We start from the raw sequence: 23,260 nt of genomic DNA, 5'->3' as shown, positions 1-23,260 counted from the left end.
CTGGGCCAGCGCCTTGCCCCGGCGCACCTCGGCGAAGATCGCGGCGAGCTGGTTGCCCTCCTGGATCCGGCGGAAGTACTCGTCCGGCGACATGCCCAGCCGCTGGGCGTTGAACAGCACCCGCTCGGTGAACTCGTTCTGGTCCACCCCGACCTGGTTCGCCTCGGCCAGCGCGTCGAGCAGCAGCTGCGCCTGCACCGCCTTGGTCGCGCTCTCGCGCAGCTCGGCGTCGAACTCCTCCCGGGTCTGGCCCTCGCGCTCGATGTGCGCGTTGAGCGCGTCCTCGTTGTGGTCGAACGCGTGCACCGCGTCGTGCGCGCGGGACTCGAACTCGGCGTTGACGATGCCCTCGGGAGCCGGCACGTCGGTCAGCTCGAGCAGCGCGTCCAGCACCTTGTCGCGGGCGGCGACACCCTGCTCGCGGTTCTTGACCCGGCGGATCTTCTCGGTCAGGTCGGCGCGCAGCTCCTCGACGGTGTCGAACTCGCTGGCCAGCTGGGCGAAGTCGTCGTCGACCTCGGGCAGGGTGCGGTCCTGGACCGACTGCACCGTGACGGTGACCTGCGCGTCCTGGCCGGCGTACGGCCCGGCGACCAGCTTGGTGGCGAACGTCTTGCTCTCCCCCGCGGACAGCCCGACGATCGCCTCGTCGATGCCGTCGACCAGGTCGCCGGCGCCGACCCGGTAGCTCAGGCCCTCGGTGGCCGCCTCGTCGAGCGTCTGGCCGTCCACCTCGGCCGCCAGGTCGACGGTGACCAGGTCGCCGTCGGCCGCCGGCCGCTCGGCCGGCGTGGTGGTGGCGAAGCGCTCGCGCAGCGCCTCGACCTGCTCGTCGACGTCGGACTCCGCGACCTCCACATCGTCCACCGTGACCGCGATGTCGCCGATCGCCGGCAGGGTGATCTCCGGCCGGACGTCGACCTCGGCGGTGAACGCCAGCGCGTCGCCGTCGTCGATCCGGGTCACCTCGATGTCGGGCTGGCCCAGCACCAGCAGGTTGGCCTCGTCCACGGCCTCGCTGTACTTGGCCGGGACCGCCTCATTGACCACCTCGGACAGGATGGCGCCGCGGCCGAGCCGGGCGTCCAGGATCTTGGCCGGGACCTTGCCGCGGCGGAAGCCCGGGATGTTCACCTGGCCGGCCAGGGCCCGGTAGGCGCGGTCGAAGTGGGGCTTGAGCTCGTCGAACGGAACCTCGACGGTGAGCTTCACCCGGGTCGGGTTCAGGTTTTCGACAGTGCTCTTCACGTGCAGTTGCTCCTCGGACGGACGGGTGCCGGCGTCGTCCGGGTGGCGGACGCCGGGGCATGCCGGCACGCACGAGCCCGGCGCCAGGAATGCGCCACGCTGCCGCAGTGCGTTCGAGGGGCGGGCTGCCGGACCGCGGCGGCACGCCGGCCGCGTCACGGCCGTGCTGCAGGCAGAGCCGCGGGCCATTCTAGGGCAGGACGGCGGTGCGTCGACCCACCGACTGCATTCCGGGTCGGGGTGACAGGATTTGAACCTGCGACATCCTGCTCCCAAAGCAGGCGCGCTACCAAGCTGCGCTACACCCCGCGCTCGCACCCCCGGCCGGGGTGACCGGACGAGGGTACGACGTGCGTTACCATCTTCGTGCACCGGCGCGAGGCCGGGGCACGGCGGGCGTAGCTTAGTGGTAAAGCCTCAGTCTTCCAAACTGATGATGCGAGTTCGATTCTCGTCGCCCGCTCCACGACCCGCTCCGACCGGCCCCGTCCCCGGCGCGGTCGGAGCCCGGCGGCCGGCGGTTCACGGGCCTGTCCGGACCTCGCCCTGGCCGGCGCCGTCCTCGTCCCGCCCGGTGTGATCCAGGATGAGCCGGTAGGCCACGACCCTGGTGGTGCCACCCTCGCCCTCGATCCGCAGAGTTCGCCGGTTGGTGCCCAGGACCCGATGCCAGCGGCCGCGAATCCGGACCGAGTCGCCCGGCGAGATGGTCGCCGGGCCGTGATCCCGGACCCGGCCGGCGGCGATCTGCCATTCCCGGATCCGGCGCCAGTGGCGCAGCTCGGCGAGCAGACGAGCCCGCTGCTCGATCAGCCGCGTCCGGTCCGAACCGCTGGCCGGCGGGACCGTCTGCACCGTCGGCCGGCCGCCGGCGAGGTGACCGACGGTCCGGACCGACCCGATCAGGCGACGATGCACCCACCGCAGGTCGTCGTCGATCCGGGCGATCCGGCCGGCCACCGTCACCGGGTTGTAGCGGGCCCCGATGGCGGCGACCGATGCGGCGGTGGGCACCGCCGAGCCTCGCTCCATCAGCGGACCTCGCGATCGGGCGGCCCGGAACGGTCGACGACGGGCGCGATCAGCTCGGCGTCGGACTCGTCGGGACGGCGCGTCGACGAGGTCGCGCGGGCCCGCCGTGCGCCGGCGTGGATGTCCCGCATCGATGCGTCCGGCCCGCTCAGTCGTGCATGTCTTCGAGTTGCCGGCCCTTGGTCTCCCGGATGAATCGCATCACGAACAGCAGCGACAGCAGGGCGAATCCGGCATAGAGACCGTAGGCGAGGGCCAGTGACACGTCCTTCAGGCCCGGAAAGGAGACGGTGATGATCCAGTTGGCCACCCACTGACCACCGGCCGCCAGGGACAGCGCCGCCGCCCGCATCCGGTTCGGGAACATCTCGCCCAGCAGGACCCAGACCACCGGACCCCACGACATGCCGAAGAAGATCACGAACAGGTTCGCCGCGACGAGTGCGATCGGCCCCTGCGCGCCGGACAGGACGGGGGCTCCGTTCACCACGTCCGCCGTGCCGAAGATGAACGCCATGGTGGCCAGATTGACCGTCATGCCGATGGAACCGATGATCAGCAGGGGTTTCCGGCCGAACCGGTCGACGGTGGCGATCGCGATCAGGGTGGTCAGGATGTTGATCACCGCACCGATCACGGTGATCACGAAGGCCTGGCTCTCGTCGAACCCGACCGCCTCCCAGAGGATGTTCGAGTAATAGAAGATGACGTTGATGCCGACGAACTGCTGGAAAATGGAGAGGGCGAGGCCGATCCAGACGATTCCGGCGATCTTTCCGCCGGCTGAACGCAGATCCTTCCAGGACGGTTCGCTCTCCCCTTCCATGGTCGAGCGGATACGTGCGATCTTGTCGTCCAGGTGCACGTCGCCGATCAACGTGGCCAGGATTGCCTTCGCCTCGGGAATGCGGTGCTTGGCGATCAGGAATCGGGGCGACTCGGGAATTGTCAGCGCGAGCACCCCGTACAGCACCGCCGGTACGGCCATCGCGATGAACATCCAACGCCACGCCTCCCACCCGAACCAGAGCATCTCGGCGGAACCCCCCGCAGCGCGGGCCAGCAGGAAATCCACCAGCAGCGAGATGAAGATTCCGGTGACGATCGCGAGCTGTTGCAGCGACGCCAACCGTCCCCGAATGCGGGCCGGCGCGATCTCCGAGATGTAGGCCGGCGCGATGACCGAGGCCATACCCACTCCGAGACCACCGATCACCCGCCCGATGATCAGCCACCACAGGTTCGGCGCGAGGCCGGCGACGACCGCGCTGATCAGGAACAGCGCGGCGGCCACCTTCATCACGGCGAGCCGCCCGAGGTGGTCGGCCAGGCGTCCCGCCACCAACGCCCCCGCGGCCGCCCCCAGCAACGCGGACGCCACGGCGAACCCGAGCGATGCCGCGTCGGCCTGGAACTGTTGCTCGATCGCCGAGACGGCACCGTTGATGACCGCGCTGTCGTACCCGAAGAGGAACCCGCCGAGAGCGGCCACGCCGGCGATTCGGACCACCCCCCGGCCGGCGGAATCGTCGTCGTAGATGGATCCGGCCGCGCTGAAAGATGCTCCGTGCTCACCCATGTCGTGCTCCTTCCAATCCTGTGTCGAGGGGGACGATCGTGGCCCGGCCGGCGGTGGGACCCACCGGCCCGCGGGCTGTCGCATCGACGGTGGAAAACCGCGAGAGTTTCCAATGCCTCGCTGCCTCGGCCCGCCGGCGCCCGTGCGCGATCGCGCAGATCCGACCTTCGCCGTCCATCAGGCAGGCCGACGCCGCGACGGTGGACCGGACGCAGCCGCCGTTCTCGAGAACTGCATTGCGATGGGTGCCGGTCCGGTCGTACACGACATCGCTTCGAGCACGCCGACCGTGGGGTCGAACCCAGTCAAATCCTGCCTCCGATAGTCACTGCGGATGCGTCTGGCGCGAAACCGCCGGGCATACAACAACGTGCGCCCGAAGAATGGGATGAATGGCAAGTCCGGCCGGGCCGTCCTCGTCCGAGGCGTATTAGACACCGGCGGCTGCGGCCGTGCGACATCACGACGTGCGGGCCCGGCGCCTGAGGCGTCAGAAATCGGGCGGCAATTGTGCACGTAGTGAAGCAGAGCCCGGAGCGGCGGACGAGTGTCGAGCACTGGTAAATCGTGTTACCGGTCCGGCGGGCCGACCGTTGCTCGGGCCGGCGCCGGGACGGGCCGACTAAGAGCCGAAGTCAGGCAGAAGCACGCGCCGACATCTTCCGCTCACCTTCGGTCGACCAGGCAATCGCACCCGGCGCGCGGGCGTGCCCGCGCCGGGCGGCGGCGGCCCGGCACCGGTCGGGTGGACGCGGATGATGCCGGGCGGGCGCCGCGCGCGAACCGAAGTTCGGTGCGGTGGCCGGGGTTGCTATGACCTGGATCACACTTGCAGAATTCGTAGGATTTTTGGTTGCTTACAGGATTAAAGATGCTAGTGTCACCACCGATGACGACCGCAAAGACGCCCTCATCCCGCCGACACCGTTCTCGAGAGCTCCTTTTGGAGGTAATAAGACGGGAAGGCGGTGTGACGCGAGCTGATTTATGCCGCTTGACCGGCCTGTCGCGGAGCGCCGTCGCCGACTCCGTCCAGGACTTGCTCAACGAGCGTCTCGTGGTCGAGGACGTCCTCGACGCCGGCGGGAAGGGGGCCGGGCGGGGGCGCCCCTCGGCCCTGCTGGTCGCTGCGCCGCCCCGGGGCGTGGTGCTCGGCATCGATTTCGGACATACCCACGTCTCGGTCGCGGTGGCCACCACGGACGGTCGCGTGCTGGCGGACCAACATTCCGAGGTCAACGTCGACGCTCAGGCCGCGGCGGCCCTGGATGTCGCCGCCGGGGCTGCGCACCGACTGCTCAGCCAGCTCGATATGACCATCCTGGACGTCCGCAGCATCACCGCGGGCCTCCCGGCGCCGCTCGACGTCCGGACGAAGCGGATCAAGTCCGCCTCGATCATGACGAGTTGGGCGCATCTGGAGCCCGAACGCGAACTCGGTAGCCGGCTGGGCGGTCCGGTCGTCGTCGTCAACGACGCCGATCTCGGGGCCGGCGCGGAAGTGCGGTTCGGCGCGGCCAAGGGCTTTCGAGACGTCGTCTACGTCAAGGCCGGCGAAGGGATCGGCGCCAGCCTCATCCTCAACGGCGCTCCGTACCAGGGATCCCACGGCATCGCCGGCGAGATCGGGCACACCAATGTGACGAGCCAGGAGGGATGGTGCCGGTGCGGCAACCGCGGCTGCCTGGAAACCGTCGTGTCGAGCATCGTGGTGGAGGAACGGCTGAAGGCAGCCGGTTTGGATTCGGTCCCGAACCCGGACTTCCCGCTCTCGCGCAGCGGTGAGGATCCGGCGATCACCCGGATCGTGATGGCGTCCGGGCGCATCCTGGGGCGGGTTCTGGCCGACATCTGCAACTGCCTCAACCCGTCCATGATCGTGCTCGGTGGCGTGCTCGGCACCGCCGGCAAACCGCTCGTCGAGGGCGTCCGGGAGTCGATCAATCTCTACGCGCAGCCGGCCGCTGCCGCGGTCGTGGAGGTGCGGACCGCACAACTGGGGCTGCGGGCGGAGCTCATGGGCGCGGTCGCGCAGGCCAGCCAGCGAGCCCTGTACCAGGGCTGAGGTTCACGACGCCGGCGCCGGGCCGGACGGTCGCCGGGGCCGCCGGGGTCCACGCCGGCGCGCTCCCCCTCGCTCAGCACGCGCGGCCCGGCCGGCCGCGCGGCAGTGGATGACGGGTTCGACCGACGTCGACCGCCCCACCGCCGGCGACCTCCCGCGGTCAGAAGCGGCGGAATTCCCGCCGCCGTTCGCGGCGCCGCACCCCGGCGACCGAGACCGGGCTCAGCGGGCGGCCGAACGGATCGATGAACAACGACACGGCGCCCCCGGTCGCCGGCACGGCCCCGTCGAGGACCTCGATCGCATACGTGATGGATTCCTGCTCGATCACCGGGTCGCGCAGCACGACAACGGCGTCCGCCGGGGTGTCCTGGCCCTTCTCCACCCAGGACAGCACCGCGTTGGGCGGATCCTCCAGGAAGCTGTTCGGTCCCTGGGACCACATCTGCACGAACTGCTCGGTCGTCATGTGCCCGACGACCCGCTCCGGTCGGTCGGAGAAGTAGAGCGTGGCCGGGTTGAGCCCGTGCAGGGTCAGCGAGCCGTCGGTGCTGGAGACCGACCGTGCGGTGTGCACGAACATCTCCTCCAGCAGGGCCGGTGCCGGGCTCTCAGCAGCGTGAGTCATGGTGCGCCTCCAGGGCTTTGGGGTGTCGATCGGTGGGCGGGGCCGACGACCGCGGCCCCGCACCCCAGGCTGTCAGCGGGTCCGGCCCCCCGCCTCACCCGGGCCGGAGGGTGCGGTCTGGGAGTCGGGTGGGAACGCTGTCCGATCGGCCTGAGCCGGGCGCACGGCCATTCACGGAGGCGGCCGACCGTCGGGCCGGACGGAAAACACCTCGTGGACCCGCGAGCCCGGACAGGCGGACCGCGAGCCCGGACACGTCGAGCCGACGCATCGTCCGCTCACCTCGCGGCCAGGCGGCCCGCGACCGGCTTTGATCATCTTCGGCCAGAACCCACGTCGCCGATCACCCTCGATCCGCCCTGATCGGCGCGGTCGCCAAGATCGTCGAACTGCCGGTAACCGGCCGGCCACTCGACGCCGGTGCCGACCCAACCGAGCGCACGGGCTTGGGCCATCCTCGCTCTGGGCCTGACCACCACGCTCTCGTCCTCGCCACCGACGCCGTGGCCGACGGCGCCGCCCTCGGCGGCGAGGTCCGGGCGGCGACCAGGATCAGCTTCGACGCTCGACTCCGATGGGGCGGTGTCCGGCCGCTACCGGCCGGCCAGTGGCCGACGACCGCGTCCACCCTGGTGCGCGAACACTGTCCACTTCCAGGTCGCCGCCGACGCGGCCGCCGGCTGTGTGATCGACATCGCGGGGCAACACTCCAGCACGAAGAAGGAGTGAAGCTTCTGCTCACCCCGATGAACTCGCAGTTTGGCTGGCATTAATCGAACATGTATGCGACAATGGATCATGACCTTGGCGGTGACCACTCCGGGCGACGTGACCCGCGTCGCGGACCAGGTGCGCACCGGGTTGGTCCAGTTGCTGGACGCCGAATACTGGAAGTTGCCGGGCGACGACCTGCTCGCTGCGGCCCGCACCGTCGAGCACCTGGCGAGGCTGACCTACGCCGTACAGGTCATGGTCGCCGGCGAGATCGACCTGGCCCGCCTGGCCCAGGTTCACGGGCAGCCATCCACCGCCGCCCTGCTGCGGCACGCCCTGACCATCGGCCCGGGCGACGCCCGGAGCCGGGTCCGCGCCGCCCGGGCGGTGCTGCCCCAGGACGCCATCAGCGGCGGCGAGATCCCGCCCACGCTTCCGGAGCTCGGCGCCGCCCTCCGTGACGGGACGGTCGGGGCGGAACAGACGTCGATCGTGGTCAGGGCGATGAGCCGCATCCCCACCGACATCACACCCGAGATCCGCGGCGAGGCCGAACACACCCTGGTCGACCACGCCCAGGGCATGGATCCGATCGACCTGAGCCGCGTCGCCGAGAAGCTGCTGGACACCATGGACCCCGACGGCGCCTTCGAACCCCCCAACCCGGCCGACCGCGCCGAACTGACCCTGGGCCCCCGCGACACCCGCACCGGCCTGACCGGTATCAAAGGCCGCCTCGACGACCTAACCATCGCCGCGTTCAACGCCGCCACCGACCCCCACGCGGCGCCCCGGCCCCAGGTCGACGGCGTCAAAGACGAGCGCTCCGCCGCGACCCGCCTGGCGCAGGCGTTCTCCACGGTGCTCGACGGGTACCTCGCCATCGGCGACGGACCCGTCCAGGGCGGGGAACGACCCCACGTCACCATGACCGTGCAGTTCGACGCCCTGACCGACCGGCTCGGCTCCGCGGTCCTGGACGCCACCGGCACCGGCATCGGCCCTGCCCACGCCCGCCGCCTGCTGTGCGACGCCACCGTCATCCCCGCCGTCCTCGGCGCCGCCGGCGAACCCCTGGACATCGGCCGCGCCACCCGGATCTGGCCGACCGCCCTGCGCCGCGCCATCACCCTGCGCGACGGCGGTTGCGTCTTCCCCGGCTGCGACCGGCCCACCCGCTGGGCCGACCTGCACCACATCCGGTTCTGGGCCGATGGCGGACCGACCAGCCTGGACAACGGAGCCGTGCTGTGCGGGCATCACCACACCCTCATCCACACGGGCGACTGGCAGATCCGCATGGCGCCGGACGGCCACCCCCAGGTCATCCCACCCGCCTGGATCGACCCCGACCGACGACCCCGCCGCAACACCCGGCATCGGCTCCGGAACTGACGCGGTGCATTGCAGGCCTGAACGCCTTACTCGCTGCAACGGGCGTTCGTCGTGCCGATTAGCTCACCGACGGCTTGAACCAGGTGATCGAACGACGGACATCGCTGTCGAGCCGCTCCGATGGACAGCAACTCGGTAAATGCTGGCTGGTGCAGCGTCTCCCGGTACGGCTCGTTCATGAGCTGGCGCAGTCGACCCTTGGCATCCCGCGGCGCCTCTGGATCGGAGTCGAAGGACGCGTCGTCGCGCACGCTGCGGTGGACCCGAAGAGACTCTATCCCTCCGAGAAACCACGCCTCGTACTCTCGGCAGGCCACGACGACCCGTAGGTCGGCCATGTCGGCCATGGGTTCCGAGACTCGGTCAACGAGCTCTGAGATGTCGTGGTCGTCATCCTGGTCGAGCACTACGACGATCGCACCGGGTCCGCCAACCGCACCTTTCGACAAGGGGTAATAGACCCTACGTATCTCTGCGGGGATAACCATCTTGGAGCGGGGCAGCCGCCAAGGCTCGCGGATCAGGATGTCCCACCGTCCGAATATCTCAGCACAGATTCGCCTGAGAAGAATCGGGATTGCCTTCGCATCGGCGTGCCCCTCCACGACCGGCATAAGGGTGAAGCTCACCGGAACAGATCGATCTGCTCCACCGACGGCTGCGGTTGTAGCTGACCAACGCGGAGGAGTTCACCCGGGGTGAACAGGCTGTCCTCAAGCGCCGACCGCGCGGTCGCATCGAGACGACCAATCGTTGTCTGACCGTCCTTAGCAGTGACAGCGAGGATCTCGCTCTCGCTGATCGTTTCGTTGTCCAGCAAGTCTGGGCTGTGACTCGTGACCAACACCTGACGGCGCGAACTGGCATCGCGGAGCGCGTCGAGCAGCAACCGTGCCGCAGCGGGATGCAGTGCCGACTCCGGCTCCTCAATGCCAATCGGACTCAACCGCTGAGCCGAGCCGGCGAACAGCGCGGTTAACACACCGAGCGCGCGCAAGGTCCCGTCCGACACCGAGGTCGCCAGAAATGACCACGGTGATTTAGCCCCGGCAACCTGCTGATCAACCTTAATCGTTTCGTACGACCCGAGGCCAATGCGCTCGACACCGCGGACGCCTGGGACGATCTGCCGGAGGTACTCCTCGACCCGTGTCTTAACATTTGGGTTCTCGCGCCGCAGGCGCTCCAATACGCTTGCGATGTTGGAACCATCCCGACGCAGACTCGTACCCGCGTCGGGGGTTTGCAGCTGGCGCATCGACTCCGGGTTGATGTTGTACACGTTGACATCCGCCAAACCGTCATAGACCGAGCGAAACTCCGGCAGCGCGGAGGCGGCCACCAAGAAGAGGCGGTCGCTCGTGGCCGGGGGCAGGGCGACCTTCGGCCCCTCGACCACCTGACCGTTGCGCACCTTGAACGAACTCGACCTAGGCCAGAGGAGGTCATCGGGCCTGGATGTGCTGTCAGAGAAGTGGACCTCGCATATCTCGTCCGATATCCGAAAGTCCTTTCCCTTGACCGCTGCTACCTGGAACCCATACGTTCCCGATCCACTCTGATGGACAAACTCCAGACGAATACCGAAGTGGGTGGGATGCCCCGTCGCCCGACGTCGAACCTCGCCGATTCCGCCCCGATCGCGAAGTGCGTGGTCCAGTGTCGTCTGCAACGAGTCTGAAACGAGGCGTAGGCCGTCAAGAAAGTTGCTTTTGCCCGATCCATTGGCTCCGACCAGCAGAGCCATCCGGCCCAACTCGACGTCGCAAGCGGCGATGCTCCGGAAGTGACGCAGGAGAACCCGGGTGATGCGGAACTGGCTACTGGGCCGATCGGGCTCGGTCACAACACCTCCTGAAGACGCCCCAATCGTATCGTCGGGGTACGAGGAGTCTGCTGCTCACCCGCAGCGCAGCAGCACCACCGAACGCGGCCCGACCACCAGCGCACCGTCGACCTTGGTCCCGGCCCGTCCCGGGTCGTGGCTGTCGGACTCGACGACGGCCGGTCCGGCGTCCCAGGTCAGGGCGAAGGTCTCCGGTTCCCACCAGGCGTTGATCACGACGGCCAGGTCGTCGTCCAGCATGGGCGTTCCGTCGTCGGCCAGGTCGGCGTCCAGGGTGCCGGACACCACCATCGCGATGCTCTTGCCTTCCGGGTTCGCCCAGTCCGGCGCCGCCATCGCCGCCCCGTCCGGGCGGAACCAGCGCACGGCATCCGGGTGCACGGGATAGCCGCGGCGCCGCAGTGCCGGGTGGGCATGGCGCAGCGCGATCAGGTCGGCGGTGAAATCGCGCAGCGAGGTGTCGACGGCCGACCAGTCGAACCAGGTGATCTCGTTGTCCTGGCAGTAGGCGTTGTTGTTGCCGCCCTGCGTCCGGCCCAGCTCGTCCCCGCCGAGCAGCAGCGGGACACCGCGGGCGAGCAGCAACGTCGACAGCAGCGCCCGGCGCTGCCGGTCCCGCAGCGCGGCCACCTGGGGATCGCTGGTCGGGCCCTCGACCCCGCAGTTCCAGGACCGGTTGTCGTCGGTGCCGTCCCGGTTGTGCTCGGTGTTGGCCTCGTTGTGCTTGCGGTCGTAGGACACCAGGTCGGTCAGGGTGAACCCGTCGTGCACGGTGACCAGGTTGATCGACGCGTCGGGGCCGCGCCGGCGCGGCCCGTACAGGTCGGACGAGCCGGCCAGCCGGGTGGCCAGGTCCGGCAGCAGACCGTCGTGGCTGCGCCACAGGTCGCGCACGGTGTCCCGGAACCGCCCGTTCCACTCGCTCCAGCCGGGCGGGAACCGGCCGACGTCGTAGCTGTCGCCCTGGCCGACGTCCCACGGCTCGGCGATCAGCTTCACCTGGGTGATGACCGGGTCCTGCCAGACCAGGTCGAAGAAGGCCGCGAGCCGGCTGAACGAACCGTCCTGCCGGGCCAGGCTGGGTGCGAGATCGAACCGGAACCCGTCGACCCCCATCTCGGTCACCCAGTACCGCAGCGAGTCCATGATCAGCCGCAGGCAGGTCGGGTTCCCCACGTTGAGGGCGTTGCCGCACCCGGAGGTGTCGATGTAGCGAGCCGGGTCGGCGGGGTCGAGCCGGTAGTAGGCGGCGTTGTCCAGACCCCGGAACCCGATCGTCGGGCCGCCCGCGTCACCCTCGGCGGTGTGGTTGTAGACCACGTCCAGGATCACCTCGATCCCCGCAGCGTGCAGGGCGGCGACCATGTCCCGGAACTCGGCGACCTGACCACCCGGCCGGCCGGCCCGGACGGCGGCGGAGTAGTCCGCGTGCGGGGCCAGGTAGCCGATCGTGTTGTAGCCCCAGTAGTTGGTCAGCCCGCGCCCGGCCAGGACCGGCTCGGAGACGTGGTGGTGCACCGGGAGCAGTTCCACCGCGGTGACCCCCAGCCGGCGCAGGTGGTCGATCGCCGCCGGGTGGGCCAGCCCGGCGTACGTGCCGCGCAGGGCCGGCGGCACGTCCGGGTGCCGGGCGGTGAAGCCCTTGACGTGGATCTCGTAGATCACCGAGTCGTTGAGGTGGTGGCCCGGCCGGCGGGCCGGGTCGGCCCCGCCGGTCGGCGCGACCAGCACGCTGCGCGGCATCACCGGCGCCGAATCCAGCCCGCTCGGACGGCGCGGGTCGGCCGCGTCGTACCCGTAGGCGGCGGGCGCGACGGTGACCGCGCCGCTGATCGCCCGCGCGTAGGGGTCGAGCAGCAGCTTGGCCGGGTTGGCCCGCCGGCCGGTGGCGGGGTCCCACGGGCCGTGCACCCGGAAGCCGTAGAGCTGGCCGGCTTCCAGCCCCGGGACGAAGCCGTGCCAGATGCCGTCGTCGCGTCCCGGCAGGGGCACCCGGGTCTCGGCACCGCGCTCGTCGAACAGGCACAGGTCGACCGCGTCGGCGACCGACGAGTAGACCGCGACGCTCGCGCCCCCGTCCTGCAGGTGCACGCCGAGCGGGAAGGGTCGGCCCGGTCGGGCGCGCAGCTCCATGCCGGAGAAGTTACCGGCTGTGAGACATGATGTCGCTGAGTAATCTAGGCTACGGGTGTCATCCACCCGCTCCGGGTGATGTCGGGGTTCGTTCGCATGCGTCAGGGTTGGGGGGCCTGGCGCGGCCGGGCTGTGCCCGCCGGAGCAGCCGGGTTTGCCGCGACGCCGTCCCGCAACGTCGTCGCACCACCGTCCTGACCACTCTTTTCCGGATCGAGTCCGCCGCGTCAGCTGGAGCGCATCGATGGATCAGTTGGACCTGGCCCGCATTCAATTCGCCACGACGAGCATTTACCACTTCCTGTTCGTGCCCATCACGATGGGCATGGCCATCCTGGTCGCGGTGCTGCACACCCGGTGGTTCCGCCGGGGCACGCCCGAATTGCGCGGCATCCTGCGCTTCTTCGGCGGGCTGATGCTGATCTCCATCAGCGTCGGGGTGGTGACCGGCCTGGTGCAGGAGTTCCAGTTCGGCCTCAACTGGTCGGCCTACTCCCGTTTCGTGGGCGACGTTTTCGGCGCGCCCCTCGCGATGGAGGGCCTGGCCGCGTTCTTCCTGGAATCGACGTTCCTGGGGCTGTGGCTGTTCGGGTTCAACGTGCTCCCCCGGCGGCTGCACCTGTTCACCGCCTGGATGGTCGCGGTCGGCGCCTGTTTGTCCGCTTTGTTCATCATTGCCGCGAATTCCTGGATGCAGAATCCACGCGGATATGCCATCAATCCGGACAACGGGCGGGCCGAGCTCACCTCGATCGGCGACGTCTTCACCAATCCCATCTTCATCTGGGGTTACATCCACGTGCTGCTGGTCGCCCTGATCTTCGGCGGCGGGATGCTCCTCGCGGTCTCGGCCTGGCAGCTGCGGCGGCGACCGGCGGTCCCGGCGCCGCCGGCCCCGGCCGCGCCGATCGAAGCCGCGGCCGGCGCGGAGCCGGCCGCCAGCGGGACGAGCGCGGACGCTCCGGTTCCGGTCGAACCGGTCGCCCCGTCACCGTTCCTGGCCACCGCCAAGCTGGGCCTGCTCGCCCTGCTGATCGGCACCGTCCTGCAGTTCCACGTCGGCGGCCAGCTCGGCATCAACGAGACCACCTACCAGCCGATGAAGATCGCGGCGGCGGAGGCCAACTGGACCACCTGCCAGCCGTGCTCCTTCTCGATGCTGCAGATCGGCGGGTGGAGCGCCGACGACCCGCCCACCAAGATCATCGAGATCCCGCACCTGCTGTCGCTGCTGGCCACCGGCACCTGGGACGGGCAGGTGCAGGGCCTCACGCCGCTGAATGAGCAGTACCAGCAGCAGTACGGTCCCGGCGACTACGTCCCCAACGTCTTCATCCAGTACTGGTCGATGCGGGTGATGGCCTACATCGCGACCCTCGTCGCCCTGTTCTGCGTGTGGGGCATCTGGCTGTGGTGGCGCAAGAAGCTGGCCACCGCACGCCTGTTCCTGGTCGTCGCCAGCTGGATCATGGTCACCCCGTTCTTCATGGCGACGGCCGGCTGGCTGCTCACCGAGAGCGGCCGCCAACCGTGGATCGTGCAGGGTCTGATGCTGACCAAGGACGGACTGTCCGGCTCGGGCAGCGCCGGCGAGATCATGATCAGCCTCGGCATCGTGGTCGTTCTCTACACCACCCTGGGCGTGATCGCCGCGATCCTGATGGTCCGGCACGCCCGCCGGCCGCTCACGCCGGTCCCCGAGACGGCTCCGCCCGCGGACGCCGCCGCGCCGACCCCGTCGCTGACGTACTGAGGACGGCCGAGATGAGTCTGCCCACCGTCTGGTTCGTCGTCGTGGCGTTCTTCTGGACCGGCTTCTTCGTGCTCGAGGGGTTCGACTTCGGCGTCGGGGCCCTGCACAAGGTGGTCGGGCGCACCGACACCGAGCGCCGCGTCGCCATCAACACGGTCGGCCCGGTCTGGGACGGCAACGAGGTCTGGCTGATCGTCGCCGGGGCGTCCATGTTCGCCGCCTTCCCCAACTGGTACGCCAGCTGGTTCTCCGCGCTGTACCTGGCCCTGTGGCTGCTGCTGGCCGCGCTCATCCTGCGGGGGGTGTCGTTCGAGTTCCGCGGCAAGTTCGCGGCGCCGGCGTGGCGCCGCACCTGGGGCTGGACGCTGACCATCGGCTCGGTGCTCGCCCCGCTGCTCATCGGGGTCGGCCTGGGCGACCTGCTGGCCGGCCTGCCGATCGACGCCGACGGCGACTTCACCGGCACGTTCCTGGACCTGCTGACCCCGTTCGGCCTGGTCCTGGGGGTCACGCTGCTGACCCTGAGCCTGCTGCACGGGTGCGCGTTCCTGACCCTGCGGGCGACCGGGCCGGTGCTGGACCGCGCGCACGCGCTGCTGCGCCGGCTCTGCCTGCCCGCGGCCGCGCTCGTGCTGGTGGTGGCGGTCTGGATGGTCGTGCTGGCGGCGCCGGGCGGCTGGGGCATCCTGGCCGTCGCCGTGCCGGCCGTCGCCGCCGTCCTGGCCACGGTCACCGGGCTGTCCGGCCGGTCGGCCGGCCTGACCTTCGCCGCCACCGCGGTGACGATCGGCGGCGTCGTCGCGGCCCTGTTCGTCTGCCTCTACCCCACCCTGCTGGTGTCCACCACCGACCCGGCGTATTCGTTGACCGTGGCGAACTCCTCGTCCAGCCCGTACTCGCTGCAGGTGATGACGATCGCCGCGGCCGTCCTGGTGCCGATCGTGCTGCTCTACCAGGGGTGGACCTACTACGTCTTCCGGCGCCGGGTGACCGCCGGACCCGCCGGCACGACCGTCGCTGCGTGATCAACGAACTTCGACCGAGGAGAACTGCATGACGACCGCGATCATCGTGGGTGGCGGGATGGCCGGCGTGGCCTGCGCGTCCGAGCTGGCCGACCACGACGTCGACGTGACCCTGTTCGACCGGCACGACTACACGCAGTTCCAGCCGCTGCTCTACCAGGTCGCCAGCTCCCAGCTGCCGGCGGAGGACGTCGCCCGGCCGCTGGCTACCGCGTTCAAGGGTCAGGAGCGGGTGGTCACGGTGACCGCCGAGGTCACCTCGATCGACCTGGCGACCCGGACCGTGACGACCACCGCCGGCGGCACCACCGCCGACTACACCGCGGACTACCTGGTCGTCGCCGCCGGGTCGCAGGCCAACTTCTTCGGCGTGCCGGGCGCGGCGGAGCACTCGTTCCCGCTCTACACCGTGCCGGACGCGCGCCGGCTGCGGTCGCACCTGCGCGACCGGCTGCAGGCCCTGACCGCCCCGGCCGACGGGACCGACCAGGCGCCGGAACCGTACACGGTGGTCGTCTGCGGCGGCGGCCCGACCGGGGTGGAGACCGCCGGGGCGCTGGCCGAGCTGTTCTCCGCGCTGGCCGACCAGGGCCGGCTGCGGGCTCCGGCCACGGTCCGGCTGGTCGACCACGGGCACGCGCTGCTCAAGCCGTTCACCGACAAGTCGCACGCCTACGCCCTGGAGAAGTTGACCGAGAAGGGGGTCGAGGTCACGTTCGGCGTCGCGGTCAGCGGCGTCCAGGCCGACACCGCCACCCTGTCCGACGGGACGACGGTGCCGACCGACACCGTGATCTGGGGCGGCGGCATCTCGGGTCCGCCGATCCTGGGCACCACCGGCGTGACCCTGGGCCACGGCGGGCGGCTGGACGTGGCCGCCGATCTGACGGTCCCCGGGTGCCCGGGCGTCTACGCGATCGGCGACGCCGCGAACATCCCCGACGGCGACGGCCACGCGCTGCCGCAGCTCGGGTCGGTCGCGCAGCAGTCGGGCAAGTGGGCGGGCAAGAACATCGTCGCCGACCGAAAGGGCGCCGGCGTGACGCCGTTCCACTATCACGACAAGGGCATCATGGCGATGATCGGCCGCAATGCGGCCGTCTCGGAGATCGGTAAGCACCGCCACCACGTCGAGGGGCCGCTGGCCTACGTCGCCTGGCTCGGCCTGCACGCGGTGCTGCTGTCGGGCATGCACAGCCAGGTCGACGCCTTCCTCAACTGGGCCGACGACTACTTCCACCACGACCGCTCGGCGGATCTGGAGCTCGAGGACTCGGTCGGGCGCATCGCCTGGGCCGACGACGCCGCCGACGCGCCGACGCTGTAGTTCGCCGAGCTTGCGAGGCCGCCCTCGGCCCTCTCACCCACCCACTCGGCCCGCCGCCGCGCCGAGCCCGACATCTGCCCGTCCGGCGCGACCGCCGCCGCCCGGACGCACCCCGCTGGAGGAAGCGTGCCCGAAAACAGCGACTACGACGTCATCATCATCGGTTCCGGGGCTGGGGGTGGCACCCTGGCCCATCGGCTGGCCCCGTCCGGCAAGCGGATCCTGATCCTCGAACGCGGCGACTGGCTGCCCCGCGAGGTGCAGAACTGGGACGCCACGGCCGTCTTCGTCGACAACCGGTACGTCTCGCCGGACACGTGGTACGACAAGGACGGGGCGTCGTTCCAGCCGCAGATCCACTACAACGTCGGCGGCGCCACCAAGCTCTACGGCGCGGCGCTGTACCGGTTGCGCGAACGCGACTTCGGCGAGCTGGTGCACGTCGACGGGATCTCCCCCGCCTGGCCGGTGCCGTATGCGGACTTCGAGCCGTACTACACCCAGGCCGAGCAGCTCTACCAGGTGCACGGGCAGCGCGGCGAGGACCCGACCGAACCACCCAGCAGCGCCCCCTATCCCTTCCCGCCCGTCTCGCACGAGCCCCGGATCCAGCAACTGTTCGACGACCTGCGCAGCAGCGGCCTGCACCCGTTCCACGCCCCGGCCGGGATCATGCTGGACGAGGCGAACATGGCCTACGGCCGGTGCATCCGGTGCGCCACCTGCGACGGCTTCCCCTGCCTGGTGCACGCCAAGTCCGACGCCGAAGTGGTCGCGGTGCGCCCCGCGCTCGAGCACCCGAACGTCACCCTGGTGCGGGGCGCCGAGGTGATCCGGCTCGACACCGATCCGACCGGCCGGTCGGTCACCGAGGTCGTGGCCCTGGTCGGCGGCGAGCGGCAGCGGTTCGCCGCCTCGATCGTGGTCGTCTCGGCCGGCGCGGCCAACTCGGCCAAGCTGCTGCTGCGCAGCGCCTCCGATCGCCACCCGAACGGTCTGGCCAACGGCTCTGACCAGGTGGGCCGCAACTACATGGTCCACAACAGCCGCGCGTTCCTGGCGGTGTCCACCGAGCGGAACGACACCCGCTTCCAGAAGACGCTGGGCGTCAACGACTTCTACTTCGGTGACGAGGACTTCGCGTTCCCGATGGGCAACATCCAGATGGTGGGCAAGAGCTCGGCCCCGATGTACCGGGGCGAGAAGCCGCTGGAGACGGCGCTGGCCCCGACCTTCGCGCTGTCCGACGTGGCCGTGCACGCGGTCGACTTCTGGCTCTCCACCGAGGATCTGCCGCGGCCGGAGAACCGGGTGACGCTGGCCGCGGACGGCAACGTGACCCTGTCGTACACGCCCAACAACACGCGCGCCCTGGACGAGCTCTACCACCGGATCAAGAGCCGGCTCAACCATCTCGGCCTGAACCCGCACCACCTGATCCCCCGTACCGCCTACATGAAGAACGACATCCCCATCGCCGGCGTCGCGCACCAGGCCGGAACCTGCCGGTTCGGCAGCGACCCGGCCGACTCGGTGCTGGACGAGTCCTGCCGGGCGCACGAGCTGGACAACCTGTACGTCGTCGACACCAGCTTCTTCCCCTCGATCGGCGCGGTGAACCCGGCCCTCACCGCGGCCGCCAACGCCCTGCGCGTGGGCGATCACCTGCTCGACCGGCTGGGCTGACCCATGTCGACGGGGGGTGCGCGGGGCGCGGCCCGGGGAACCGTCCGGGGCCCCGCCGTCCTGGTCTACGCGGCCGGGCTGGTCCAGGGGCTGGCGCTGGTCTGCTTCCCGGCCGCGTCGTCGGTGCTGACCGCGCCGGCGGGGTACGACCTGTCGGCGTCGCAGTACGGGCTGATGTTCGCCCCCCAGGTGGTGCTGGCCATCACCGCCGCCGCGCTCACCCCGGTCTGGGCCGCCCGCTGGACCCTGCAACGGGTGCTGACGGTCGGGCTGGTGGCCAATGTCGTGGCGATGCTGATGCTGGTCGCCAGCCAGTTCCCGGCGCCGTCCCCGACGGCCTACGCGATGCTGCTCGCCGCCACCGGCGCCCTGGGCCTGGGCTTCGGCAGCTGCGTGTCGGCGCTGAACACCTTCGCCGCGGCCCTGGCCCCGGGCCGGGAGGACCGCAGCGTGCTGACCCTGAACGTGCTGCTGGGCCTGGGCACGGCGCTGGCCCCGGTGCTGATCGCGGTGCTGCTGCCGCGCTGGTGGCTGCTGCCGCTGGGCGTGTCCGTCGCCCTCGTCGGGGCGATCGGCGCCAGCCTGCGCCTGCGGCTCGACCCGGGTCCACCGGCCGCGCGGGCGACCGGCGGCGGCCGGACCCGGCTGCCGGGCCGGTTCCGGTGGTACGTCGCCGCGGTGGTGCTGTACGGGATCTGCGAGACGCTGTTCGGCAACTGGTCGAGCCTGTACCTGTCCGGCCAGCGCGGGTTGAGCGTGTCGGTGGCGTCGGCCGCCCTGGCCGCGTTCTGGGCCTGCGTCACCGCCGGCCGGGTGATCGTCGCGCTGCTCCCGGCCCGGATCCCGCCCACCGCGACCTATCTGCTCCTGCCGGTGCTGATCGTCGGCGCGAACGTCGCCGTCGCCGGCGCGCAGACCCCGACCACCGCGGTCCTGGCCTACGGCGCCGCCGGGCTGGCCTGCTCGGCGATGCTGCCGCTGTCGGTCAGCTTCGCCGGCCGCGAGTTCCCCCGGCTCGGCGCCGCGTCGTCCGGCGAACTCATCGCCGGCTACCAGGTCGGGTACGGGGTGGCCGCTTTCGGTGTCGCCCCGCTGACCGCCGCGACCGGGCTGGCCATGTCCGGCGTCTACCTCACCGGCGCCGGGGTGGCCGTGGTGCTGGCCCTCGTCGCGGCCGTCATCGCCCGCGGAGCCGGCCTGCGCTCCTCGGCCCGCACCGCGCACCCCGAGCCCATCGTTCCCACCGACGACCCCCACGATGTTCCGGAAAGGTCCTGATCATGGCAACCTCCCGCCCGCGCGGCAGCGCCGCCGCGTCCCGCATGGCCGAGAGCGCCCGGCTCGCCGAGGCCGACGCCGGGACGGCGCCCTGGCGTGACTGGGGTCCGTACCTCTCGGAACGGGCCTGGGGTTCGGTCCGCGAGGACTACAGCGCCGACGGCAACGCGTGGGACTTCTTCCCGCACGACCACGCCCGGTCCCGGGTCTACCGGTGGAACGAGGACGGCATGGCCGGATTCTGCGACGCCACGCAGAACTGGTGCCTGTCGCTGGGCCTGTGGAACGGGGTCGACCCGATCCTCAAGGAGCGGATGTTCGGCCTGACCGGGCCGCAGGGCAATCACGGGGAGGACGTCAAGGAGTACTGGTGGTATCTCGATGCCACCCCGACGCACTCCTGGAACACCTGGCGCTACCACTACCCGCAGCGCGAGTTCCCCTACGGCGATCTGATCACCGAGAACGCGCGGCGCGGCAAGCTCGAGCCCGAGTACGAGCTCGTCGACACCGGCGCCTTCGACGACGACCGGTACTGGGTGGTCACCACCGACTACGCCAAGGCCGGGCCCCGCGACCTGCTGATGAACATCACGGTGGAGAACGCCGGCCCGGACGAGGCGACGATCCACGTCCTGCCCACCCTGTGGTTCCGCAACACCTGGTCGTGGGGCTACACCGACCACCCCAAGCCGTCGATGCGGCTGGCCGCCGGCCGGATCGTGGGCGACCACTCCCGCTCGGGCCCGCTGGTGCTCACCGGCGACGGCGACCCGGAGCCGCTGTTCTGCGAGAACGAGACGAACGCGGCCCGGCTCTTCGGGGGTGAGAATCTCACCCCGTATCCCAAGGACGGCATCAACGACCACGTGCTGCACGGCGCGGACACGGTCAACCCCGAACACCACGGCACCAAGGCCGCCCTGCACTACACCCTCACGGTGCCCGCCGGCGGCACCGCCCGGGTCCGGGTCCGGCTCGTCGGCGTCCCGCATCCCGCGCTCGACGCCGACCCGACCGCGCTGGCCACCCAACCGATCGACGTGGCCGCGGAGTTCGACGCCACCCTGGAGCGGCGCCGGACCGAGGCGGACGCGTTCTACGACGCGGCGATCCCGGTCGAGCGCGGCCGCGAGGAGTACCGGGTGGCCCGGCAGGCCTTCGCCGGGCTGCTGTGGGGCAAGCAGTTCTACCACTACGACGTCAGCCGGTGGCTGGACGGCGACCCCGGCCAGCCGGCGCCGCCGCCGGGCCGCGGGCGGATCCGCAACGGCAGCTGGCGGCACCTGAACAACCACGAAGTGATCCTGATGCCGGATCCGTGGGAGTACCCCTGGTTCGCCGCCTGGGACCTGGCCTTCCATTGCGTGACCCTGGCCCACATCGACCCGCAGTTCGCCAAGGACCAGCTGATCCTGCTGCTGCGCGAGTGGTACATGCACCCCAACGGACAGCTGCCGGCCTACGAGTGGAACTTCTCCGACGTCAACCCGCCGGTCCACGGCTGGGCCGCCATCCGGGTGTTCGAGATCGACGGCCGGACCGATTTCGAGTTCCTGGCCCGGATCTTCCACAAGCTGCTGATCAACTTCACCTGGTGGGTCAACAGCAAGGACCGCGAGCAGGACAACCTTTTCGAGGGCGGGTTCATGGGGCTGGACAACATCTCCCCGCTCGACCGGTCCACCCTGTCCCCCGACGTCGGGTTCCTGGAGCAGGCCGATTCCACCGCCTGGATGGCGATGTACGCGCTGGACCTGCTGGACATCGCACTGCGGCTGGCCCGGCACAATCGGTCGTACCAGGACGTCGCGACCAAGTTCTTCGAGCACTTCCTGAGCATCGCCGGCGCCGCCAACGGCGGGATGATGTGGGACGACCAGGACGCCTACTTCTACGACGTGCTGCACCTGGCCAACGGCACCGACGTGCCGATCAAGGTCAAGTCCCTGGTCGGCCTGGTGCCGCTGCGGGCGACCCTGACCTACGACGGGTCGCTCGGTGACGCCGACCTGCCCGACTTCGCCGCTCGGGCCCAGTGGTACCTGGCCAACCACCCCGAGGCGCTGAGCCTGTTCCACACCAGCGACGTGGACGGCATCCGGCACCGGATGCTGGCCCTGGTGCCGCCGGACCGGCTGATCCGGTTGCTGGCCAACGTCTTCGAGGAGGACGGGCTGCTGTCCGACTTCGGCATCCGGGCCGTGTCGGCCTGGCACCGGGAGCACCCGTTCACCATCCGCATCGGCGACACCGAGGCCTCCGTCGACTACGAACCGGCCGAGTCGACGACCAACCTGTTCGGCGGGAACTCCAACTGGCGCGGGCCGATCTGGATGCCGCTGAACGTGCTGCTCGTCGAGGCGCTGCGGGACTACGAGCGGCTCACCCCCGGCGCGCTCACCGTCGAGTACCCCACCGGCTCGGGCCGGGAACTGACCGTCGGCGCGGCCGCCGACGACATCGCCCGCCGGCTGGTGTCGATCTTCCTGCCCGGTCCGGACGGCCGCCGGCCGGTGCACGGCTGGTACGACCGGCTCGCCACCGACCCCCGGTGGAAGGACAACCTGCCGTTCCACGAGTACTTCCACGGCGACACCGGCATGGGCCTGGGCGCCGAGCACCAGACCGGGTGGACCGCGCTGGTCGCCCACCTGATCCTGACCACCCCCCACGAGAACTGACCGACCACCCCCGACAGGAGAACTGAACCCATGACCGGACCCCTCGCCGGCAAGGTCGCCATCGTCACCGGCGGCAACAGCGGCATCGGCAAGGCCATCGTCATCGCGCTGGCCGCCCAGGGCGCCAGCGTCGTCATCGACTACGTCTCGCACCCGGAGGCGACCGAGGCGCTGGAGCAGCAGCTCGCCGCCCTCGGCGAGGACAAGGTGGTCGGCGTGGACGCCGACGTCAGCAAGGTCGCCGACCTGCAGCGCCTGGTGGACCAGGCGGTGTCCTCGTTCGGCCGGCTGGACATCATGGTCAACAACGCCGGGGTGGAGACCCGCACCGACGTGCTGTCGACCACCGAGGAGCAGTACGACTTCGTGCTGGACGTGAACCTCAAGAGCGCGTTCTTCGGCACCCAGCTCGCGGCCAAGCAGATGATCGCGCAGGGCGACGGCGGCGCCATCATCACGATCAGCTCGGTGCACGAGGACTGGCCGATGCCCGGCAACACCGCCTACTGCCTGTCCAAGGGCGGGTCCAAGATGCTCACCCGGACCGCCGGCCAGGAACTGGGCCCGCACGGCATCCGGCTGGTCAACGTCGGGCCGGGCGCGGTCGCCACGCCGATCAACACCTCGACGATGGCCGACCCGGAGAAGATGAAGACGCTCGACGCGGCGATCCCGCTCGGCCGGATGGCCCAGCCGGAGGAGATCGCCTCGGTGGTGGCCTTCCTGGCCTCGGACGGCGGCGCCTACCTCAACGCGACCACGGTGTTCGTCGACGGCGGGCTCATGCACTCCAGTCCCGGCCTGTAACCGGGATCGCCGACGTGCCGTCGGCGGCCGGACAGACGACGACGGCCCGGACCGGTGGTC

The 23,260-nt window shown here is 70.3% G+C and carries 17 protein-coding genes and 2 tRNA genes; 10 read left to right on the top strand and 9 right to left on the bottom strand.

Going from position 1 to position 23,260, the window contains the following annotated elements; genetic code table 11:
• The coding region (tig, locus tag ACOJUF_RS12540) for a trigger factor (RefSeq protein WP_420122182.1) at positions 1–1,248 on the bottom strand (1,248 nt) is incomplete at its 3' end.
• Between the two features lie 235 nt (positions 1,249–1,483).
• Positions 1,484–1,557 (bottom strand) — tRNA-Pro (locus ACOJUF_RS12535).
• Positions 1,558–1,640: 83 nt separating this feature from the next.
• Between ACOJUF_RS12535 and ACOJUF_RS12530 the strand changes: the two genes are divergently transcribed.
• Positions 1,641–1,714, top strand: a tRNA-Gly gene (locus ACOJUF_RS12530).
• Between the two features lie 56 nt (positions 1,715–1,770).
• Here ACOJUF_RS12530 and ACOJUF_RS12525 read toward each other — a convergent pair.
• From ACOJUF_RS12525 to ACOJUF_RS12515, 3 genes are read right to left on the bottom strand one after another with little or no spacing between them, the layout of a single operon-like run.
• A complete protein-coding gene (locus ACOJUF_RS12525) occupies positions 1,771–2,280 on the bottom strand; it encodes a hypothetical protein (RefSeq protein WP_420122181.1) in 510 nt (169 codons plus the stop codon).
• Positions 2,280–2,411, bottom strand: coding sequence for a hypothetical protein (locus ACOJUF_RS12520; protein WP_420122180.1), 132 nt, complete (start codon positions 2,409–2,411; stop codon positions 2,280–2,282). The genes ACOJUF_RS12525 and ACOJUF_RS12520 overlap by 1 nt, the downstream gene beginning before the upstream one ends.
• Positions 2,412–2,428: 17 nt before the next feature.
• Entirely contained in the window at positions 2,429–3,859 is a 1,431-nt protein-coding gene (locus ACOJUF_RS12515; RefSeq protein WP_420122179.1) for a sugar porter family MFS transporter, read from the bottom strand.
• An 889-nt stretch (positions 3,860–4,748) separates the two neighbouring features.
• On the opposite strand from ACOJUF_RS12515, the gene ACOJUF_RS12510 reads away from it, so the two are divergent.
• A complete protein-coding gene (locus tag ACOJUF_RS12510; RefSeq protein WP_420122178.1) occupies positions 4,749–5,924 on the top strand; it encodes an ROK family protein in 1,176 nt (391 codons plus the stop codon).
• Between the two features lie 160 nt (positions 5,925–6,084).
• Here the strand turns inward: ACOJUF_RS12510 and ACOJUF_RS12505 are convergent, their stop codons facing one another.
• Complete coding sequence (locus tag ACOJUF_RS12505) at positions 6,085–6,552, bottom strand: hypothetical protein (RefSeq protein WP_420122177.1); 468 nt, start codon at positions 6,550–6,552, stop codon at positions 6,085–6,087.
• Between the two features lie 810 nt (positions 6,553–7,362).
• On the opposite strand from ACOJUF_RS12505, the gene ACOJUF_RS12500 reads away from it, so the two are divergent.
• Complete coding sequence (locus tag ACOJUF_RS12500; RefSeq protein ID WP_420122176.1) at positions 7,363–8,661, top strand: DUF222 domain-containing protein; 1,299 nt, start codon at positions 7,363–7,365, stop codon at positions 8,659–8,661.
• A 26-nt stretch (positions 8,662–8,687) separates the two neighbouring features.
• On the opposite strand, the gene ACOJUF_RS12495 is transcribed toward ACOJUF_RS12500, so the two are convergent.
• Genes ACOJUF_RS12495 through glgX form a run of 3 tightly spaced genes read right to left on the bottom strand, consistent with a single transcriptional unit; the run spans position 8,688 to position 12,640 of the window.
• Positions 8,688–9,290, bottom strand: coding sequence for a DUF4276 family protein (locus ACOJUF_RS12495; protein ID WP_420122175.1), 603 nt, complete (start codon positions 9,288–9,290; stop codon positions 8,688–8,690).
• A complete protein-coding gene (locus ACOJUF_RS12490; RefSeq protein ID WP_420122174.1) occupies positions 9,287–10,507 on the bottom strand; it encodes an AAA family ATPase in 1,221 nt (406 codons plus the stop codon). Before ACOJUF_RS12490 ends, ACOJUF_RS12495 begins: the two co-directional genes overlap by 4 nt.
• A 54-nt stretch (positions 10,508–10,561) precedes the next feature.
• On the bottom strand, positions 10,562–12,640 hold the full coding sequence (gene glgX / locus ACOJUF_RS12485; protein WP_420122173.1) for a glycogen debranching protein GlgX: 2,079 nt from the start codon (positions 12,638–12,640) through the stop codon (positions 10,562–10,564).
• A 244-nt stretch (positions 12,641–12,884) separates the two neighbouring features.
• Between glgX and ACOJUF_RS12480 the strand changes: the two genes are divergently transcribed.
• The 7 genes from ACOJUF_RS12480 to ACOJUF_RS12450 all read left to right on the top strand — a co-directional run bounded on the left by ACOJUF_RS12480 (position 12,885) and on the right by ACOJUF_RS12450 (position 23,200).
• Complete coding sequence (locus tag ACOJUF_RS12480) at positions 12,885–14,393, top strand: cytochrome ubiquinol oxidase subunit I (RefSeq protein WP_420122172.1); 1,509 nt, start codon at positions 12,885–12,887, stop codon at positions 14,391–14,393.
• Between the two features lie 11 nt (positions 14,394–14,404).
• Positions 14,405–15,418 carry a cytochrome d ubiquinol oxidase subunit II gene (gene cydB, locus ACOJUF_RS12475; RefSeq protein ID WP_420122171.1) on the top strand — a complete coding sequence of 338 codons (1,014 nt, stop codon included), beginning with the start codon at positions 14,405–14,407 and terminating at the stop codon, positions 15,416–15,418.
• Between the two features lie 28 nt (positions 15,419–15,446).
• Positions 15,447–16,745, top strand: a complete 1,299-nt coding sequence (locus ACOJUF_RS12470) for an NAD(P)/FAD-dependent oxidoreductase (RefSeq protein WP_420122170.1) — start codon at positions 15,447–15,449, stop codon at positions 16,743–16,745.
• A 126-nt stretch (positions 16,746–16,871) separates the two neighbouring features.
• Positions 16,872–18,431, top strand: coding sequence for a GMC oxidoreductase (locus ACOJUF_RS12465; RefSeq protein WP_420122169.1), 1,560 nt, complete (start codon positions 16,872–16,874; stop codon positions 18,429–18,431).
• 3 nt (positions 18,432–18,434) lie between these two features.
• The gene (locus ACOJUF_RS12460; RefSeq protein ID WP_420122168.1) at positions 18,435–19,709 is read left to right on the top strand and encodes an MFS transporter; all 1,275 of its coding nucleotides are present in this window, start codon (positions 18,435–18,437) and stop codon (positions 19,707–19,709) included.
• Positions 19,710–19,711: 2 nt separating this feature from the next.
• Complete coding sequence (locus ACOJUF_RS12455; protein ID WP_420122167.1) at positions 19,712–22,393, top strand: MGH1-like glycoside hydrolase domain-containing protein; 2,682 nt, start codon at positions 19,712–19,714, stop codon at positions 22,391–22,393.
• Between the two features lie 30 nt (positions 22,394–22,423).
• Positions 22,424–23,200, top strand: a complete 777-nt coding sequence (locus ACOJUF_RS12450; RefSeq protein ID WP_420122166.1) for an SDR family NAD(P)-dependent oxidoreductase — start codon at positions 22,424–22,426, stop codon at positions 23,198–23,200.
• The last annotated feature ends 60 nt before the right edge of the window (positions 23,201–23,260 follow it).

Origin of the sequence: Nakamurella sp. (assembly GCF_048594475.1) — a bacterium.
GTDB lineage: Bacteria > Actinomycetota > Actinomycetes > Mycobacteriales > Nakamurellaceae > Nakamurella.
This window is presented reverse-complemented; position numbering and strand designations above follow the sequence as displayed.